Origin of the sequence: Streptomyces sp. NPDC046870 (genome assembly GCF_040704595.1) — a bacterium.
In the GTDB taxonomy this organism is placed as follows: domain Bacteria; phylum Actinomycetota; class Actinomycetes; order Streptomycetales; family Streptomycetaceae; genus Streptomyces; species Streptomyces argyrophylli.
The window spans coordinates 237641-254928 of sequence record NZ_JBEYXM010000007.1; the positions used below are offsets into that span (position 1 = coordinate 237641).

At 73.8% G+C, this 17288-nt stretch carries 20 protein-coding genes; 14 read left to right on the forward strand and 6 right to left on the reverse strand.

The window, feature by feature from the left end; genetic code table 11:
- Window positions 1–54 precede the first annotated feature (54 nt).
- Both AB0946_RS18590 and AB0946_RS18595 read left to right on the forward strand, forming a co-directional pair.
- On the forward strand, window positions 55–915 hold the full coding sequence (locus AB0946_RS18590) for a helix-turn-helix transcriptional regulator (RefSeq protein ID WP_366761662.1): 861 nt from the start codon (window positions 55–57) through the stop codon (window positions 913–915).
- A gap of 9 nt (window positions 916–924) precedes the next feature.
- Window positions 925–1146, forward strand: coding sequence for a DUF397 domain-containing protein (locus AB0946_RS18595; RefSeq protein ID WP_366761663.1), 222 nt, complete (start codon window positions 925–927; stop codon window positions 1144–1146).
- Between the two features lie 76 nt (window positions 1147–1222).
- On the opposite strand, the gene AB0946_RS18600 is transcribed toward AB0946_RS18595, so the two are convergent.
- Window positions 1223–2350, reverse strand: coding sequence for an 8-amino-7-oxononanoate synthase (locus tag AB0946_RS18600; protein ID WP_366761664.1), 1128 nt, complete (start codon window positions 2348–2350; stop codon window positions 1223–1225).
- Window positions 2351–2497: 147 nt separating this feature from the next.
- Between AB0946_RS18600 and bioB the strand changes: the two genes are divergently transcribed.
- The 4 genes from bioB to AB0946_RS18620 all read left to right on the forward strand — a co-directional run bounded on the left by bioB (window position 2498) and on the right by AB0946_RS18620 (window position 6626).
- Window positions 2498–3649, forward strand: coding sequence for a biotin synthase BioB (gene bioB / locus AB0946_RS18605; RefSeq protein WP_366761665.1), 1152 nt, complete (start codon window positions 2498–2500; stop codon window positions 3647–3649).
- Window positions 3642–4922 carry an adenosylmethionine--8-amino-7-oxononanoate transaminase gene (locus AB0946_RS18610; RefSeq protein WP_366761666.1) on the forward strand — a complete coding sequence of 427 codons (1281 nt, stop codon included), beginning with the start codon at window positions 3642–3644 and terminating at the stop codon, window positions 4920–4922. Before bioB ends, AB0946_RS18610 begins: the two co-directional genes overlap by 8 nt.
- A 1-nt stretch (window position 4923) precedes the next feature.
- On the forward strand, window positions 4924–5640 hold the full coding sequence (bioD, locus tag AB0946_RS18615; protein ID WP_366761667.1) for a dethiobiotin synthase: 717 nt from the start codon (window positions 4924–4926) through the stop codon (window positions 5638–5640).
- A 293-nt stretch (window positions 5641–5933) separates the two neighbouring features.
- On the forward strand, window positions 5934–6626 hold the full coding sequence (locus AB0946_RS18620) for a class I SAM-dependent methyltransferase (protein WP_366761668.1): 693 nt from the start codon (window positions 5934–5936) through the stop codon (window positions 6624–6626).
- Here AB0946_RS18620 and AB0946_RS18625 read toward each other — a convergent pair whose 3' ends face one another.
- The gene (locus tag AB0946_RS18625; protein WP_366761669.1) at window positions 6627–7001 is read right to left on the reverse strand and encodes a fic family toxin-antitoxin system, toxin component; all 375 of its coding nucleotides are present in this window, start codon (window positions 6999–7001) and stop codon (window positions 6627–6629) included. It abuts the gene before it with no gap.
- A gap of 4 nt (window positions 7002–7005) precedes the next feature.
- On the reverse strand, window positions 7006–7248 hold the full coding sequence (locus tag AB0946_RS18630; protein WP_366761670.1) for a toxin-antitoxin system HicB family antitoxin: 243 nt from the start codon (window positions 7246–7248) through the stop codon (window positions 7006–7008).
- A 226-nt stretch (window positions 7249–7474) separates the two neighbouring features.
- Between AB0946_RS18630 and AB0946_RS18635 the strand changes: the two genes are divergently transcribed.
- The 7 genes from AB0946_RS18635 (at window position 7475) to mug (ending at window position 13940) form a co-directional block, all read left to right on the forward strand.
- A complete protein-coding gene (locus AB0946_RS18635; RefSeq protein ID WP_366761671.1) occupies window positions 7475–7729 on the forward strand; it encodes a hypothetical protein in 255 nt (84 codons plus the stop codon).
- Between the two features lie 45 nt (window positions 7730–7774).
- Window positions 7775–8200 carry a GNAT family N-acetyltransferase gene (locus tag AB0946_RS18640; protein WP_366761672.1) on the forward strand — a complete coding sequence of 142 codons (426 nt, stop codon included), beginning with the start codon at window positions 7775–7777 and terminating at the stop codon, window positions 8198–8200.
- A 152-nt stretch (window positions 8201–8352) separates the two neighbouring features.
- Window positions 8353–9747, forward strand: coding sequence for a hemolysin family protein (locus AB0946_RS18645; RefSeq protein WP_366761673.1), 1395 nt, complete (start codon window positions 8353–8355; stop codon window positions 9745–9747).
- Entirely contained in the window at window positions 9744–10763 is a 1020-nt protein-coding gene (locus AB0946_RS18650) for a hemolysin family protein (RefSeq protein WP_366761674.1), read from the forward strand. Before AB0946_RS18645 ends, AB0946_RS18650 begins: the two co-directional genes overlap by 4 nt.
- Before the next feature lie 139 nt (window positions 10764–10902).
- Window positions 10903–11691: an SGNH/GDSL hydrolase family protein gene (locus tag AB0946_RS18655; protein ID WP_366761675.1), complete on the forward strand. Its 789-nt coding sequence runs from the start codon at window positions 10903–10905 to the stop codon at window positions 11689–11691.
- 195 nt (window positions 11692–11886) lie between these two features.
- Window positions 11887–13329: an adenylosuccinate lyase gene (purB, locus tag AB0946_RS18660; protein ID WP_366761676.1), complete on the forward strand. Its 1443-nt coding sequence runs from the start codon at window positions 11887–11889 to the stop codon at window positions 13327–13329.
- A gap of 47 nt (window positions 13330–13376) precedes the next feature.
- Window positions 13377–13940 (forward strand): G/U mismatch-specific DNA glycosylase, encoded by a 564-nt coding sequence (gene mug / locus AB0946_RS18665; RefSeq protein WP_366761784.1) that lies wholly within the window; start codon window positions 13377–13379, stop codon window positions 13938–13940.
- Here the strand turns inward: mug and AB0946_RS18670 are convergent.
- Genes AB0946_RS18670 through AB0946_RS18680 form a run of 3 tightly spaced genes read right to left on the reverse strand, consistent with a single transcriptional unit; the run spans window position 13901 to window position 16023 of the window.
- Window positions 13901–14344: a hypothetical protein gene (locus AB0946_RS18670; RefSeq protein WP_366761677.1), complete on the reverse strand. Its 444-nt coding sequence runs from the start codon at window positions 14342–14344 to the stop codon at window positions 13901–13903. The two genes, mug and AB0946_RS18670, sit on opposite strands and share 40 nt — an antisense overlap.
- A 45-nt stretch (window positions 14345–14389) precedes the next feature.
- Window positions 14390–15100 carry an ABC transporter permease gene (locus AB0946_RS18675; RefSeq protein ID WP_366761678.1) on the reverse strand — a complete coding sequence of 237 codons (711 nt, stop codon included), beginning with the start codon at window positions 15098–15100 and terminating at the stop codon, window positions 14390–14392.
- A gap of 2 nt (window positions 15101–15102) precedes the next feature.
- The gene (locus AB0946_RS18680) at window positions 15103–16023 is read right to left on the reverse strand and encodes an ATP-binding cassette domain-containing protein (protein ID WP_366761679.1); all 921 of its coding nucleotides are present in this window, start codon (window positions 16021–16023) and stop codon (window positions 15103–15105) included.
- Window positions 16024–16130: 107 nt separating this feature from the next.
- Here AB0946_RS18680 and AB0946_RS18685 point away from each other — a divergent pair, with 107 nt between their 5' ends.
- Window positions 16131–17285: a histidine kinase gene (locus AB0946_RS18685; protein WP_366761680.1), complete on the forward strand. Its 1155-nt coding sequence runs from the start codon at window positions 16131–16133 to the stop codon at window positions 17283–17285.
- Window positions 17286–17288 lie beyond the last annotated feature (3 nt).

Below are 17288 nucleotides of genomic sequence, written 5' to 3' on the forward strand. Positions count from 1 at the left end.
ACTCTGCGACGCGAGACCGTATGTGGGCGGCCCGGAAGGAGTAAGGAGGAGCCCATGCAGAACGGTCCGGCAGTGCGCCGCCGCAAACTGGGCGCCGAACTGCGCACGCTGCGTACCGGTGCGGGGCTCACGAGCGGTGAGGCCGCCCGGCTCGTCGGATGGCACCAGTCGAAGGTGAGCCGCATCGAGACCGGCGCCAGCGGTGTGAAACCGGCCGATCTGCGGTTACTGCTCGACGCCTACCAGGTGCGGGACGCACACCTGCGCGAGTTGCTGCTGACGCTGGCGGGGTCGGAGGACGCGGGCGGCCGGGACCGCTGGTGGCACGCCTACCGCGGGGTGCTGCCCCCCACCTACCGTGACTTCATCAGCCTGGAGTCGCAGGCGAGCGCGATGCGCACGCTGGAGACGACCGTGGTGCCGGGGCTGCTCCAGACACCGGAGTACGCCCGCGCGGTGACCCGTGCGGCCGTGAAGGACCTGGACGAGGACCGCCTGGACACGCTGGTGGAGGTGCGCCTGGCCCGGCAGCACGTGCTGCGTTCCGACCCGCCGCTGGTGCTGAGCGCCGTACTGGACGAGGCGGTGCTGCGCCGCGAGGTCGGTGGTCCGAAGGTGATGGCCCGGCAGCTGGAACGGCTGATGGAGGCGGCCCGGCTGCCCCAGGTACGGCTTCAGGTGCTGCCGTTCGCGGCCGGGGCGCACGTCGGACTCACCGGGCCTTTCGTTATCTTCTCATTTCCGAGCACTTCTGATCTGGACGTGGTTGTTCTCGACCAGTTGACGAGTAGCCTCTACCTGGAGCGGAAAGAAGACCTCATGGCCTACTCCGAGGCCTTCAACTCCCTTCAGTTCCACGCCCTTTCCCCCGAGGAATCGTTGGACTACATCGCCGGAATAGGTGACGGCGCGTAAGGAGGCACCATGTCAGCTCTGCCTCGGAACGTCCCAGCCAGTACCGACCTGCACGCCGTGCGCTGGCTGCGCAGCAGCTACAGCACGGGCGCGAACAACTGCGTGGAGACGGCCCGGCCGCGCTCCGGCCCCGGGGCCGGACTGCTCGCCGTGCGCGACTCGAAGAACCCCGCCGGACCCGCCCTGCTCTTCTCCGCCGGCAGCTGGTCGGAGTTCGTCGTCACGCTCTGACCGCGGGCCGGCCACTCCGGCCGGAACCGGTCACCCGTTCATCACCCTCGTGCGGCACACGGCCGTGTACGCCGACTCATGGTCGCGTTTCGCCGATGACTCGTACAGCGCGTTCGATCTCCGCCCCGGAGAGGTCCGCCCGGGCGGTCAGCCTCAGCCGTGAGACGCCGTCGGGCACGGAGGGAGGACGGAAACAGCCCACGGCCAGGCCTGCCGCACGGCAGTCGGCCGCCCAGCGCACCGCCCGCTCCGGGGACGGAGCCCGCACGGAGACCACCGCGGCGTCCGGACGCACCGCTTCCAGACCCGCGGCGGTCAGCCGTGCGTACAGCTCCGCGGCCACCTCACGGGCCCGCGCCGCCCGTTCGGGTTCACGCTCCAGCAGCCGCAGCGCGGCCAGCGCGGCGCCGGCCGCGGCCGGCGCCAGGCCGGTGTCGAAGATGAACGTACGGGCCGCGTTGACCAGGTGGTCGATCACCCGGGCCGGGCCGAGCACCACCCCGCCCTGGCTGCCCAGCGACTTGGACAGGGTGGCCGTGACGACCACGTCCTGCGCGCCCGCGAGCCCGGCCGCGTACGGAGCCCCCCGGCCACCGTCGCCCAGCACGCCGAGCCCGTGGGCGTCGTCCACGACCAGCCCGGCGCCGTGCTCCCGGCACGCCTCGGCCAGCGCGGTCAGCGGCGCCCGGTCCCCGTCGACGGAGAACACCGTGTCGGACACGACGATCGCGTCTCCCGCGTGTCCGGCCAGGGCCTTGCGCACGGCCTCCGGATCGGCGTGCCCCACGACCTGCGTCTCGCCCCGGGCCAGCCGGCAGCCGTCGATGAGGGAGGCGTGGTTGCCCGCGTCGGACACGATCAGCGAACCGTGCGGACCGAGCGCGGTGACGGCGGCCAGGTTGGCGGCGTACCCCGAGGAGAACACCAGGGCCGCCTCGAACCCGCAGAACGCGGCCAGCGCCCGCTCCAGTTCGGTGTGCAGGGCCGTGGTGCCGGTGACCAGCCGGGAGCCGGTGGAGCCGCCGCCCCAGGTCCGGGCGGCCCCGGCCGCTCCCTCGACGACCTCCGGATGGCGGGTCAGGCCCAGGTAGTCGTTGCTCGCCAGATCCAGCAGCGGCGTGTCGGCGGAACGCGGACGCAGGGTGCGCACGAGTCCGGCGCTGCGGCGCGCCCCGGCCTGCTCGTCGATCCAGCCGAACGCCATGGGTCCTCCGGTGCTTTTGTAGGTAGCGGACAGACCCTAGCGGTACGACCAGCCGCCCAGTGTGTGGCAATACCCACACGGTGAACCTGCTCCGTTGTGCGAAGTCTCCTTGGCCCGGGGCGGTCCCGTAGGACAGGATCAGGGCTCATGGACCTGCTGAACACGCTGGTGGACAAGGGGCTTCGGCGCGAGCTGCCGACCCGCGAGGAAGCGCTCGCCGTGCTGGCCACCTCCGATGACGACCTGCTCGACGTGGTGGCCGCGGCCGGCAAGGTGCGCCGGCACTGGTTCGGGCGCCGGGTGAAACTCAACTATCTGGTGAACCTCAAGTCGGGCCTGTGCCCGGAGGACTGCTCGTACTGCTCCCAGCGGCTCGGTTCCAAGGCCGACATCCTGAAGTACACCTGGCTCAAGCCGGACGAGGCCTCCCAGGCCGCCGCCGCGGGCCTCGCGGGCGGCGCCAAGCGGGTCTGCCTGGTGGCCAGCGGACGCGGACCGACGGACCGGGACGTGGACCGGGTCTCGCAGACCATCAAGGCCATCAAGGAGCAGAACGAGGGCGTCGAGGTGTGCGCCTGCCTCGGCCTGCTCTCCGACGGCCAGGCCGAACGGCTACGCGAGGCCGGCGCGGACGCGTACAACCACAACCTCAACACCTCGGAGTCCACGTACGGGGACATCACCACCACCCACACGTACGCCGATCGGGTGGACACGGTGCAGAAGGCGCACGCGGCCGGTCTGTCCGCCTGCTCCGGACTGATCGCGGGCATGGGCGAGAGCGACGAGGACCTCGTCGACGTGGTGTTCTCGCTGCGGGAGCTGGACCCCGACTCCGTCCCGGTGAACTTCCTGATCCCGTTCGAGGGCACTCCGCTGGCCAAGGAGTGGAACCTCACCCCGCAGCGCTGCCTGCGGATCCTCGCGATGGTCCGGTTCGTGTGCCCGGATGTGGAGGTCCGAATCGCGGGCGGCCGCGAGGTCCATCTGCGCACGATGCAGCCGCTGGCACTGCACCTGGCCAACTCCATCTTCCTCGGCGACTACCTGACCAGCGAGGGCCAGGCCGGCAAGGCCGACCTGGAGATGATCGCGGACGCCGGGTTCGAGGTGGAGGGCGCCGATCAGGTGACGCTGCCGGAGCACCGGACGGAGGCCGCGGCCTGCGGGGACACCGGGGGCTGCCACGAGGGCGGCGGCGTCTGCGGGTCGGCGCCGGCGGTGGCGGGCGAGCCGCGGACCGACCTGGTCGCGGTCCGCCGCCGGGGCGCCGGGACGGACCTCGCGCCCAATGCCTGAGCTCGGCGTGCCGGAGCTGCTGGAACTGGACCGGCGGCACGTGTGGCATCCGTACGGCCCGATGCCCGGCCGCGCCGAACCGCTCGTCGTGGAGGCGGCGAGCGGGGTCCGGCTGCGCCTGGCGGACGGGTCCGGCGAACTGGTCGACGGCATGTCGTCGTGGTGGTCGGCCATCCACGGCTACCGCCACCCGGTCCTCGACGAGGCCGTGCGCGAGCAGCTCGGGCGGATGAGCCATGTCATGTTCGGCGGGCTCACGCACGAGCCCGCCGTCCGGCTCGCGAAGCTCCTTGTCGACATGTCGCCTGACGGTCTGGAGCACGTCTTCCTGGCCGACTCGGGGTCCGTGTCGGTCGAGGTCGCCGTGAAGATGTGCCTCCAGTACTGGCGTTCGCTCGGCCGGCCGGGCAAGCAGCGGCTCCTGACCTGGCGCGGCGGCTACCACGGCGACACCTGGAACCCGATGTCCGTGTGCGATCCCGAGGGCGGGATGCACCAGCTCTGGACCGGTGTGCTGCCCCGCCAGGTGTTCGCGGACGCGCCGCCCGCCGGGTACGACGAGGCGTACGCGGACCACCTGCGGGAGCTGATCGGGCGGCACGCCGACGAGCTGGCCGCGGTGATCGTGGAGCCGGTGGTGCAGGGCGCGGGCGGGATGCGGTTCCACTCCCCCGCCTACCTGCGGGTGCTGCGCGAGGCGTGCGACGCGCACGACGTGCTGCTGGTGTTCGACGAGATCGCCACCGGCTTCGGCCGCACCGGCGCGCTGTTCGCGGCGGACCACGCCTCCGTCAGCCCCGACGTGATGTGCGTGGGCAAGGCGCTGACCGGCGGCTATCTCACCATGGCGGCCACCTTGTGCACCGCGCGGGTCGCCGACGGCATCTCGCGGGGCGAGGTGCCGGTGCTCGCGCACGGACCGACGTTCATGGGCAATCCACTGGCCGCGGCCGTGGCCTGCGCCTCCGTCGAGCTGCTGCGGGGCCAGGACTGGCTCGCCGAGGTCAAGCGGATCGAGGCGGGACTGCGGGAGGGCCTGGCGCCGGCGCTCGACCTGCCCGGGGTGCGGGACGTCCGCGTCCTCGGCGCGATCGGGGTCGTCCAGCTCGACCACGCGGTGGACATGAGGGCCGCGACCGACGCCGCCGTACGGGAGGGCGTGTGGCTGCGCCCGTTCCGCGACCTGATCTATACGATGCCGCCGTACGTCACCTCGGACGAGGACGTGGCACGGATCGCGCGCGCGGTGTGCGCCGCGGCGCGGGAGGGATGACATGCCGGTACTGGTGATCACGGGGACGGGCACGGAGATCGGCAAGACCGTCACCACCGCCGCCGTCGCCGCCGCCGCCCTCGCGGCCGGGCGCTCGGTGGCCGTGCTGAAGGCCGCCCAGACGGGTGTGGGGCCGGGCGAGCGCGGGGACGCCGACGAGGTCGCGCGCCTCGCCGGGCCGGTCACGACCGGTGAACTGGCGCGGTTCCCCGAGCCGTTGGCGCCGGGTACGGCGGCCCGGCGGGCCGGGATGGCGCCGGTGCACCCGCACGAGGTGGCCGAGCGGGCCGCCAAGCTGGCCACGGAGCACGATCTGGTGCTGGTCGAGGGGGCGGGCGGGCTGCTCGTCCGCTTCGACGCGGCCGGCGGCACGCTGGCCGACGCGGCCAAGCTGCTGGGGGCGCCGGTGCTGGTCGTCGCCCAGGCCGGACTCGGCACGCTCAACGTGACGGAACTGACGGCACGTGAACTGCGGCGCCGGGAGCTGGAGCTGGCCGGTGTCGTGATCGGCAGCTGGCCCGCCACGCCCGATCTCGCCACCCGCTGCAACGTGGCCGACCTGCCGGAGGTCGCCGCCGCCCCCCTGCTCGGCGCGCTGCCCGCCGGCGCCGGCACCCTGCCCCCCGCGGAGTTCCGCACAGCGGCCCCGACCTGGCTGTCCCCCCGCCTGGACGGCACCTGGGACGCGGAGGCGTTCCGGGTACGGCAGACACCGTAGCCGCACCGGGGCCGGGCGTCGGCGGGGCAGCGCGGCGGCGCCGGGCGGCCGAGGCCGACGGGGGCAGCGCCGCGGTACCGGGGCCGGACCTCGGCGGGGCACAGCGGTACCTGGCAGCCGAGGCCGACGGGCAGCTGCCTCCGCCCGGCGACGGGCACCCGCGTCGGCGGGCCGCTGGCGCGCACGGCCTGCGGTCCGCGCCCGGCCGGACGTGCCGCAGGCTGATCGGTGGGGTGCGTCGGGGCGGGTCTGGGGACACTGTTCCCAGGGGCGTGCTGTCCAGGGAGGTTGCCATGCGGCTGCTGTCCGCCCGTTCCGGCCAGGTGGGCCGGGGTCCCGTCCACCATCCGCTGTTCGCTCGCTACTACGCCCGGATCAGCGTCGGCGCCGAGTCCCGGCTCGGGATGGCCGGAATGCGGGAGCGGCTCCTCGCCGGGCTGTCCGGGAGGGTGATCGAGATCGGCGCGGGCAACGGGCTGAACTTCCGGCACTACCCCGGCACCGTCGCCGAGGTCGTCGCGATCGAACCGGAGCCGCTGCTCCGGCAGTTGGCGCTGGAGTCCGCGCTGCGCGCCGAGGTGCCGGTCGACGTGGTGCCGGGCGCGGCGGAGGCCCTGCCGGTCAAGAGCGAGGCGTTCGACGCGGCCGTACTGTCGCTGGTCCTGTGCAGCGTGCGGGATGTCGCGCGGACGCTCGGCGAGGTACGGCGGGTGCTCCGGCCCGGCGGCGAAGTGCGGTTCTTCGAGCACGGGCGGGGCGGCGGCCGGATGATGACGGTGACCCAGCAGGCGCTGGACCGCACCCTGTGGCCGGTGCTGAACGGCGGCTGTCACCTCTCCCGGGAGCCGGTCTCCGCGCTGCGCGCCGCGGGCTTCCGCCTCGGCCCGCACCGCCGGGTACTGCTGCCGGAGAGGGGACCCACGCTGCCGGCCTCCTACTGCGCGCTCGGCGTGGCCTGGCGGCCGGACGAGCCGGAGGCCCGCTGATCACAGGCTCCAGCCACGCAGCTCACGCGCGATGTCGTCGACGCTCGCGGAGCCGTCCTTGACCAGCCGCGCCAGGTCCCGGACCTGCTCGGGTGTGGGGGCGGCCTTCTCGCCGCTGGCCACCAGGTAGGCGTAGGCGACCGCGGAGGCGAACAGTGCGTTGGCGCGTTCCAGCGCCGGGACGTGGATCAGGAGCTGGAGCAGGGAGGCGGCGCGGGCGTGCGGGGTGTCGTACACGGGCACGCCGAATATCTCGGCCCGGTGCCGGGCGACGGCGGCGACCAGGGCGCCCCAGTCGGTGACCTGCGGGTCCCCCGGGGTCCTCTGTTCGGCGAGCATGAGCAGCCAGGCGAGGTCGATGCTGAGATCGTTCAAGGGATCAGCGGCGGCCTTCACCGGCGTCGGTGCCGCGGGTCTCGGCGAACTCCTCGGCGAACACGGCCTCGTACTGCTTCATGAAGTCGGCGGCGGCATCGACGAAGGTGCGGCCCGCCTCGCCGGTGTCCTGTCTGACCAGCTCTTCGATGTACCGGTTGACGCTCATGCCGCGGGCCAGGGCGCGCTCGCGGGCGGCCCGGGCGGTGCCCTCGTCCACGCGCACGTTCAGCTGGGTCTTCGCCATGCCTCGACGCTAGCGCCGGAACGCTAGCGGCGGCAAGGGCGCACGGAAGCGCGGCGCAGGGCCGGGGCCGGACGAGCGAGCGGGTGCCGCGCCTGACCCTCGCCCGCGCGCACATCGGGGCCACCGGCGCCCGGCCGGGCAGGACAACGGCACGCTCGATCGGCTCGGTGCCGGGGAGCCGGACGAGCGGGTGGGCCGCTGCCGCGCGCCGGCGGCGGACCGGGCGGTGCCCGCCGAGCCGAACCCGCCGATCCCGGCCGTGGCCGTCACCGACAACCTCGAGCCGGTGCTGGAGCGGCTGCCAGGGACGGCCGTGGACCGGGCGCCGGCCCTGCCCCTCGTGCCGGCCGGTCCGCCGGCGGAGGTGGCCGCGGCGCGGGCCCGGCGGGAGCGGTCCGGGTCCTCGTACCCGACCGTGCTGGAGTTCTTCACGGAGGCGTTCGCGCCGGTGACGGAACGGCCGCGCGCGGAGTCCGGATGACGGAATACGGGGTGGCGCGCGGACGGCGCCGATCATGATGAGCGCATGACTGATCTGCGTCTGCGCGCCGCCGTGTCCGACGATCTCGACGCCGTCCTCGCGTTCTGGAGGACGGCCGCCGAGGGCACCAGCATCAGCGACGACCGCGCCGGGCTGGAGCGGCTGACCGACCGCGACCCCGGGGCCCTGATCCTCGCCGAACGGGACGGTGAGCTGGTCGGCACGGTGATCGCCGGCTTCGACGGCTGGCGGTGCCATCTGTACCGGCTCGCGGTGCACCCGCGGCGGCGGCGGCAGGGCATCGCCTCGGCGCTGCTGGGTGCCGCCGAGGAACGGTTCGTACGGCTCGGCGGGCGGCGCGCGGACGCGATGGTGCTGGTGCGCAACGAGACCGCGCACCACGCCTGGGGAGCGGCCGGGTACGGGCCGCAGGAGCAGTGGCGGCGCTGGGTGAAGCCGCTCACGGAATGAGACCGCAAAGCTTCTTTGCTCATCCTTTACCCTGGAGGGAGCACTCGGCCCTCTATGAAAGGTTGTGAGCGTCCGCCCATGGGCGAGCCTCCCAGTCCGCGACACCGCGCGTTCTCCCGAGCCCTGTCCGATCCTGGGACGGGGGTGAACCGATGACCGAAGTGCTCCTTCTTCTGCTGGCGGTCCTGCTGTCGCTGGCCTGTGGCGCCTTCGTGGCGGCGGAGTTCTCGCTGACCACGGTGGAACGCGGCGAGCTGGAGCGGGCCGCCGCGCGTGGCGAACGCGGCGCCGCCGGTGCCCTGAAGGCCGTACGGAACCTGACCTTCCAGCTGTCCGGCGCGCAGCTCGGCATCACCGTCACCAACCTGGTGGTCGGCATGCTCGCCGAGCCGTCGGTCGCCAAGCTGCTCGCCGGGCCGTTCCGGGCGGTGGGTCTGTCCCGGACCACGGCGAGCTCGGCCGCGCTGGTCCTGGGCACGGCCCTGTCGACGGTGGTCCTGATGGTCGTCGGCGAGCTGGTGCCCAAGAACTGGGCGATCTCCTCGCCACTGACCATGGCCAGGCGGGTCGGCAACGCCCAGCGCCTGTTCAGCGCCGCTTTCCGTCCCTTCATCACCCACCTGAACAACACCGCCAACCGCTTCGTGCGCCGGCTCGGCATCGAGCCCGCCGAGGAGCTGGCCTCCGCGCGCGGACCGCAGGAGCTGGCCGCGCTCGCCCGGCACTCGGCCAAGGAGGGCGCCCTGGAGGCGGACACCGCCGAGCTGTTCGTCCGGACGCTGAACCTGGCCGACCTCACCGCGGAGAACGTGATGACACCGCGTGTCCAGGTCATCGCCCTGGACACCCAGGCGACCTGCGAGGACGTGGCCAACGCCACCCGGGCGACCGGCCTGAGCCGGTTTCCGGTCTACCGGGGCAGCCTGGACTCGGTCGTCGGCACGGCCCACATCAAGGACGTGCTGGCGGTTCCCGCCGACCAGCGGCGGCACCGCACGGTCGCGCAGGTGATGCGCGAGCCGCTGCTGGTGCCCGAGTCCCTGACCGTCGACCGGCTGCTGGACCGGCTCGGCGGCAGGCGCACCATGGCCGTCGTCATCGACGAGTACGGCGGTACGGCCGGGGTGGCCACTCTGGAGGACATCGTGGAGGAGGTCGTCGGCGAGGTGCGGGACGAGCACGACCCGCACGAGACGCCCGACCTCGCCCCCGCGGGCGCGGACGAGCGGGGCCGGGCCCTCTACATGGCGGACGGCGCCGCCCGCACCGACCAGCTCGCCCGCGTGGGGCTGCGCGTGCCGGAGGGTCCGTACGAGACCCTGGCCGGCCTGGTGGCCACCGAGCTGGGCCGGATACCGGCCGCCGGTGACAGCGTCGAGGTGGCCGGCTGGCTGCTGGACGTCGTCGACGCCTCGGGCCGCAGGGCCGCCCGGGTGCTGATGCACGCGCCGCTGGACGACGAACGGCCCGTCGGACCCGACGGGACCGATCGCTCAGGACGCCGTGGGACCGAGGGGCACCGCGGGACGCGGGAGGGGACGCGATGACCGCCGTACAGCTGCTGATCGGTCTGGCGACCCTCGTCGTCAACGCCTTCTTCGTCGGCGCCGAGTTCGCGCTGATCTCCGTGCGCCGCTCGCAGATCGAGCCACTGGCCCAGGAGGGCGACCGGCGCGCGCGGAGCGTGCTGTGGGGTCTGGAGCACGTGTCCGCGCTGCTGGCCGCGGCCCAGCTCGGCATCACGCTGTGCACGCTGGTGCTGGGTGTGGTCGCCGAGCCGGCCATCGCACATCTGCTGGAGCCGGTGTTCCACGCGGTGGGCGTGCCCACGAGCGCGGGACACGCCGTGTCCTTCGTGATCGCGCTGACGCTCGCGACCTATCTGCACATGCTGCTGGGCGAGATGGTGCCCAAGAACATCGCGCTCGCCGAACCGGTGCGCAGCGCGCTGCTGCTCGGCCCGCCGCTGGTCGCGCTGTCCCGGGCGCTGCGTCCGGTGATCTTCGCGATCAACGCCTTCGCCAACGGGCTGCTGAAGCTGCTGCGCGTGGAGGCGAGGGACGAGGTCGCGGCGACCTTCACGGACGCCGAGCTGGCCGAGATCGTCAAGGACGCCAGCGAGGCCGGCCTGATCGACGACCGTGCGCAGGAGCGGCTGCACGACGCGCTGGAACTGGGCAGCCGGCCGGTGCGGGACGTGGTCGTACCGCTGCAACGCGTCGTCTACGCGCGCGTGGGCGTCACCCCGGAGCAGTTGGAGCGGCTGTCGGCCGAGTCGGGGTTCTCCCGTTTCCCGGTGGTCGACACCGGCCGCCGGATCGTGGGCTACCTGCACGTCAAGGACGCCCTGGACGCCTCGCCACGGGACATGGCGTTCCGCCTGGGCGACATGCGGCCCATCGCCCGCGTCCGTGAGAACACCCCGCTGGACGACGTCCTCACCGCGATGCGCGGCGGCCGCACCCACGTGGCGGCCGTGCTGGGCGACGACGGCCGGCTGGCGGGCCTGGTGACGATGGAGGACGTACTGCGGGAACTGTTCGGCCAGCCGGTACAGGGCTGAGGCGGCTGACGCGGGTCGGCAGCGGCGGCTCCCGGGGGCGCCGGTGCCGGCCTGCGGCTGTCCGACGCGGCTGGGCCGGACGGGCGAGACGGGCCGACCGACCGGCAGGTATCGGCCTCGGGATACCATCTCTGTCGCCATGCAGACGAACCCCACACCTCCCCCGTACACCAGCCTCGTCGCGGTCGGCGACTCCTTCACCGAGGGCATGTCGGACCTGCTTCCCGACGGCTCCTACCGTGGCTGGGCCGATCTGCTCGCCGCGCGGATGGCCGCCCGCACGCCCGGGTTCCGGTACGCCAACCTGGCCGTGCGCGGGAAGCTGATCGGGCAGATCGTCGACGAGCAGGTGCCGGTGGCAGCGGCCATGGGCGCCGACGTCGTCACCCTGGTCGGCGGGCTGAACGACACCCTGCGCCCCAAGTGCGACATGGGCCGGGTCCGGGGCCTGCTGACCGAGGCCGTGGAACAGCTCGCGCCGTCCTGCAAGCAGCTGGTGCTGATGCGCAGTCCCGGCCGTCAGGGGCCGGTGCTGGAGCGGTTCCGGCCGCGCATGGAGGAGCTGTTCGCCTGCGTGGACGAGCTGGCCGAGAAGCACGGCGCGCTGGTGGTCGACCTGTACGGGGCGCCCGCGCTGGCCGACCCGCGGCTGTGGGACGTGGACCGGCTGCACCTGACGGCCGAGGGACACCGCCGGGTCGCCGAGGCGGTGTGGCAGACGCTCGGCCACGACGCCGAGGACGCGGAGTGGCACGTGCCGATGGCGGCGACCACCCCGCCGGGCTGGGTCACGCGCCGGGTCGCGGACGCCCGGTTCGCCCGGCAGCACCTGCTCCCGTGGATAGGCCGCCGTCTGACCGGCCGGTCCTCGGGCGACGGCCGCCCGCCGAAGCGGCCGGATCTGCTGCCGTACGAGGGCCAGGCGTAGCCCCTCCGGCACGACCGGGCGTGTCATCCGGGCCGATGGAGGGCCGGGACCCGCCCGGCCCCCGCCGCACGCTCCCCGCTCCCGCTCCCGCGCCACGGGGCGGGCCGGCGCCGACGACGTGACCGGGGTCTCGTAGCTTCCGCCGAACACACCCATGGCGCTGGCCTGCACGAATCGCCAGTAGACTCTGGACACGTGACTTCTGCGCCCGCCAAGCCCCGCATCCCGAACGTCCTCGCCGGACGCTACGCCTCCGCCGAGCTCGCCACGCTCTGGTCGCCCGAGCAGAAGGTGAAGCTGGAGCGCCGGCTCTGGCTCGCCGTGCTGCGGGCCCAGAAGGACCTCGGCATCGAGGTGCCGGACGAGGCCATCGCCGACTACGAGCGCGTCCTCGACACCGTCGACCTGGCCTCGATCGCCGAGCGCGAGAAGGTCACCCGGCACGACGTGAAGGCCCGGATCGAGGAGTTCAACGACCTCGCCGGGCACGAGCACGTGCACAAGGGCATGACCTCCCGCGACCTCACGGAGAACGTCGAGCAGCTGCAGATCCGGCTCTCGCTGGAGCTGATGCGCGACCGTACGGTGGCCGTGCTGGCGCGCCTCGGCAAGCTCGCGGGCGAGTACGCCGAGCTCGTCATGGCGGGCCGCTCGCACAACGTGGCCGCGCAGGCCACCACCCTCGGCAAGCGGTTCGCGACCGCCGCCGACGAACTGCTCGTCGCCCACGGCCGGGTGGAGGAGCTGCTGGCCCGCTACCCGCTGCGCGGCATCAAGGGCCCGGTCGGCACCGCGCAGGACATGCTGGACCTGCTGGGCGGGGACGCGGCGAAGCTGGCCGAGCTGGAGAACCGGATCGCGCGGCACCTGGGCTTCTCGCAGGCGTTCACCTCCGTCGGCCAGGTCTACCCGCGCTCGCTGGACTACGAGGTCGTCACCGCGCTGGTGCAGCTGGCGGCGGCCCCCTCCTCGCTGGCCAAGACGATCCGGCTGATGGCCGGGCACGAGCTGGTCACCGAGGGATTCAAGCCGGGTCAGGTCGGCTCCTCGGCGATGCCGCACAAGATGAACACCCGCTCCTGCGAGCGCGTCAACGGCCTCATGGTCGTCCTGCGCGGCTACGCCTCGATGACCGGCGAGCTGGCGGGCGACCAGTGGAACGAGGGCGACGTGTCCTGCTCGGTGGTGCGCCGCGTCGCGCTGCCGGACGCCTTCTTCGCCCTCGACGGGCTGCTGGAGACCTTCCTGACCGTCCTGGACGAGTTCGGTGCCTTCCCGGCCGTCATCGCCCGTGAGCTGGACCGCTACCTGCCGTTCCTGGCCACCACCAAGGTCCTCATGGGGGCCGTGCGGGCAGGGGTCGGCCGCGAGGTCGCCCACGAGGCGATCAAGGAGAACGCCGTGGCCACCGCGCTCGCGATGCGTGAGCAGGGCGCGGAGCGCAACGACCTGCTCGACAAGCTCGCCGCCGACGAGCGGCTGCCGCTCGACCGCGAGCAGCTGGCCGCGCTGATGGCCGACAAGCTCTCCTTCACCGGTGCGGCCGCCGACCAGGTCGGTGTGGTCCTCGGCCGCGTCGAGGAGATCGTCAAGCAGCACCCGGAGGCCGCCGGCTACACCCCGGGAGCGATCCTCTGACCGGCGCACCCCGTTCACCACGCTCCCCGCGCTTCACCAAGGCGGAGCTGGAGGCCGCCCGCGACCGTCTCGTCCCGGACGTCGTCGCGGACGGCCTCCGCGTGCTCTTCTGCGGCATCAACCCCGGGCTGATGACGGCCGCGACCGGCCACCACTTCGCCCGCCCCGGCAACCGGTTCTGGCCGGTGCTGCACCTGTCCGGCTTCACGCCCCGGCTGCTGAAGCCGGCCGAACAGCGGGAGTTGCTGTCGTACGGGCTCGGCATCACCAACGTGGTCGCGCGGGCCACCGCGCGGGCCGACGAGCTGACCGCCGAGGAGTACGTCGAGGGCGGACGGCTGCTGGCCGAGAAGGTGACACGGCTGCGGCCGGGGTGGCTGGCCGTGGTCGGCGTGACCGCCTACCGGGCCGCCTTCGGTGACCGCACGGCCCAGGTCGGTCCGCAGGAGCGGACGATCGGGGACACCCGGGTGTGGGTGCTGCCCAACCCCAGCGGGCTGAACGCGCACTGGACGGCGGCCACCATGGCGCAGGAGTTCGCCCGGCTGCGGGAGGCGGCGGGCGCGCCCGGTCACGGCGGGTCGGTCTCCGTCACTATCCCGAGCAGCTGAAACGGCAGTTCCCTGTCCCACTGGGACACCCCGAGGGCGATCCAGCGGCCCGTCTCCGGCGCCCGCCACAGGTGGACGTCGGGGACGTGACCGCTGAGCCCGGCCCACGGCTCCGCGACGTCCTCGCCCGCCAGGGTCCGTTCGAGCACGCTGTACAGGCTGAACCGCTGTGGCCGGCCCCAGCGCTCCCCCAGCCGCTCCGCGAGGCCGTCCCGGTCGGCCTCGTACTGCGCTTCCGTCTCCTCCCGTGCGCTGCCGTCGCCCTCCCAGAACTCCTCGCTCGTCCGTAAAGCGGCTATGTGGTAGCCGGGCCCGCTCTCACCGTGCTCCGTCCTGCCGTGCGCCGGCGGGAACTCCCGGGCGCACAGCAGGTCGATGAGGGTCAGGCACGTGGCGATGTCCATGGGATCCAGTAAAGCGGGGGCCACTGACAATTGGCGGTGCGTCAGTCAGGCGTCCCTGCGCCGCACGCTCCACGCGCCCGCCACCAGGGCGGAAGCCGTCCACAGCGCGCTCACCGCGAGCCCGCTCCAGGGGCCGAGGGTGCCGTCCCAGGTGCTGTGCAGGGCCACTTGGCCGGCCCGGTCGGGGAGGAAGTCGGCGGCGGAGCCGGACAGATCGCCGACGACGAAGGAGACGATCAACAGGAACGGGATCAGCACGGAGAGGGTCGCGACGGCGCTGCGCAGCACGGCCGCGAGCCCGGCGGCGAACAGGGCCATCAGGGTCAGGTGCAGACCGCAGCCGACGGCGCCGCGCGCGCCGTCGCTCCAGCCGGGAGCGGACGCGCCGAGCACCGCCCGGCCCGCCAGGAGCGTGACGAACCCGGTGAGCAGCCCGACGGCCAGCGCCGGCAGCGCGATCGCCGCCGCCTTGGCGGCGAACCAGCGCCCCCGGTCGGGCATCGCCGACAGCGTCAGCCGCAGCGCGCCGTCGCGGAACTCCGACCCGACGGCCGTCGTACCGAAGGCGATGGCGGCGATCTGCCCGAAGTTGACACCGAAGAACACCGAGAACAGCGGGTCGGCGTCGTCGGCGTCGACCGCGGCCGGCACCGAGAACACGACGGTGGCCACGAGGACCGCGGCGAGCGCGCCCGGCAGCGAGCGCAGGGTACGGATCTTGATCCACTCGGCGTGGAGCGCGGGTACGAAGGACATGGTCAGGTCTCCAGGGGCTGTGCGGTGAACTCGGCCTCGGCCGCGGTCAGATCGAGGTAGGCCTCCTCCAAGGTGGCCTCGCGGGCGGAGAGTTCCAGGACGGGCACCCCCGCCTCGGACATCAGCCGACCGAGGTCGTCCACGCGCGCGTGCCGCACCGTCCAGGTCCCGTCCTCGTCCCTGGAGGCGTCGTGGCCGTGCCGGGCGAGGAGGTCGGCGAGGGCCGCGGGGTCGGTGGTGCGGACGCGGACGTGGGGCCGTACGCGCGCGTGGATGAACTCCCGCACCGGTGTGTCGGCGAGCAGGCGGCCCCGGCCGAGGATCAGCAGGTGGTCGGCGAAGGCGGCGGTCTCGCCCATGAGGTGACTGGAGACCAGGACCGTGCGGCCCTCGGCGGCGAGCCGGCGCAGCAGTGCGCGGATCCACACGATGCCCTCGGGGTCGAGCCCGTTGGCGGGTTCGTCGAGCAGGACGACCTCGGGGTCGCCGAGCAGGGCGGCGGCGATGCCGAGCCGCTGGCGCATCCCGAGGGAGTACGTCCGTACCCTGCGCCGCGCCACGGACGCCAGGCCGGTCTCCTCCAGGACCGCGTCGACCCGGCGGGCCGGGACGCGGTTGCTCACGGCGAGGGCCAGCAGATGGTCACGGGCGGTGCGGGAGCCGTGCGCGGCACCCGCGTCGAGCAGGGCGCCCACCCGGCGCAGGGGTTCACGCAGCCGGGAGTAGGGGTGACCGCCGATCGTGGCGGTGCCGGCGGTGGGCCGTTCGAGGCCCAGGACGAGGCGCAGGGTGGTGGACTTGCCGGCGCCGTTGGGGCCGAGGAAGCCGGTGACCCGGCCGGGCCCCACGCGGAAGGTGAGGCGGTCCACCGCCCGCCGGCCGCCGTGCTCCTTGGTGAGGTTCCGTACGTCGATGCTGGTCATGGCAACAGCCTGGCCAGGACGGGCGATCGGCTCCTCCCCCGCCGGTGCGGACCGTCTCCCCCGTGCGGGGGAGGTCCGGTGCCGGTGCCGCCTGCGACGATGAGGCCATGGCTCGCCTTCTGCGCCCGCTGCTGCGCGGGACGACGTACACGCGCCTGCTGCACCTGTGGGTGCCGATGCTGGTGGTCAGCGTCTGGCTCTTCGTCGTCCCGTCGGCGCCCTGGGTGCCCGCGCTGTTCCTCGTCCCGCTCGGTCTGGTGCCGGCGGTGCGCCGGGGCGAGGGTGTGCAGGCGCGGCTGCTGCTCACGCCCGGCGAGCCGGAGCCGGGCATCTCCGAGGCGCCGGCGGCGACCTGGCGGGACCGGCTGCGCACGGTGCTCTGGCTGGAACTGCGGATGCTCCTCGGCCTCGTGGCCGTGTTCGCCTCGGTGTGGCTGCCCGTCCTCTGCTTCGAACTGGCGCGATGTGCCTGGGGCGCGGCGCCGGAGGGGGTCGCGCTGCTGGACCGGCTGCCGGCGCACCGCGCCTGGGCGTTGCTGGCGCCGCTGCCCCTGCTCGCCCTGTACGGGCTGGTCGTCGGGCTCGGGGAGCTGGTCACCGCCGGTGCGCGCCGGCTGCTCGGGCCGTCGGCGGCCGAGCGGCTGGCCGCGCTGGAGGAACGCACCGAGCAGTTGCTGGAACGCGCCCGGATCGCGCGGGAGTTGCACGACTCGATCGGGCACGCTCTGACGGTGGCCGTGGTGCAGGCGGGCGCGGCGCGGGCGGCGGGCGATCCGCGGTTCACCGACCGGGCGCTGGGGGCCATCGAGGAGACCGGCCGGGCGGCGCTGGAGGATCTGGAGCGGGTGCTGGGCGTGCTGCGGGAGGCCGAGCGGCCGGTGAGCGCGCGGCCCACGCTGGCCGACGCGGGCCGGCTGCTGGAGTCGGCGCGGGCCTCGGGGGCGAAGGTCGACGCGGAGGTGACCGGTCCGGTGGAGGCCCTGCCGGGCCCGGTCTCCCGCGAGGGCTACCGCATCCTCCAGGAGGCGCTCACCAACGTGCTGCGGCACGCGGGAGCCGTGCCCGTGCGGGTCCGGGTCGCGGTCGGCGACGGGACGCTCGCCCTGGAGGTCCGCAACCCGCTGCCGGGAGCTGTACCCCGCTCCGGGCGGGGCGGCGGTCTGCGGGGCATACGGGAGCGGGCCGCGCTGCTCGGCGGCACCGCCCGGACCGGCCCGGACGAGGGCGACTGGCAGGTCCGCGCGGAGCTGCCGGCCGGCTGATCT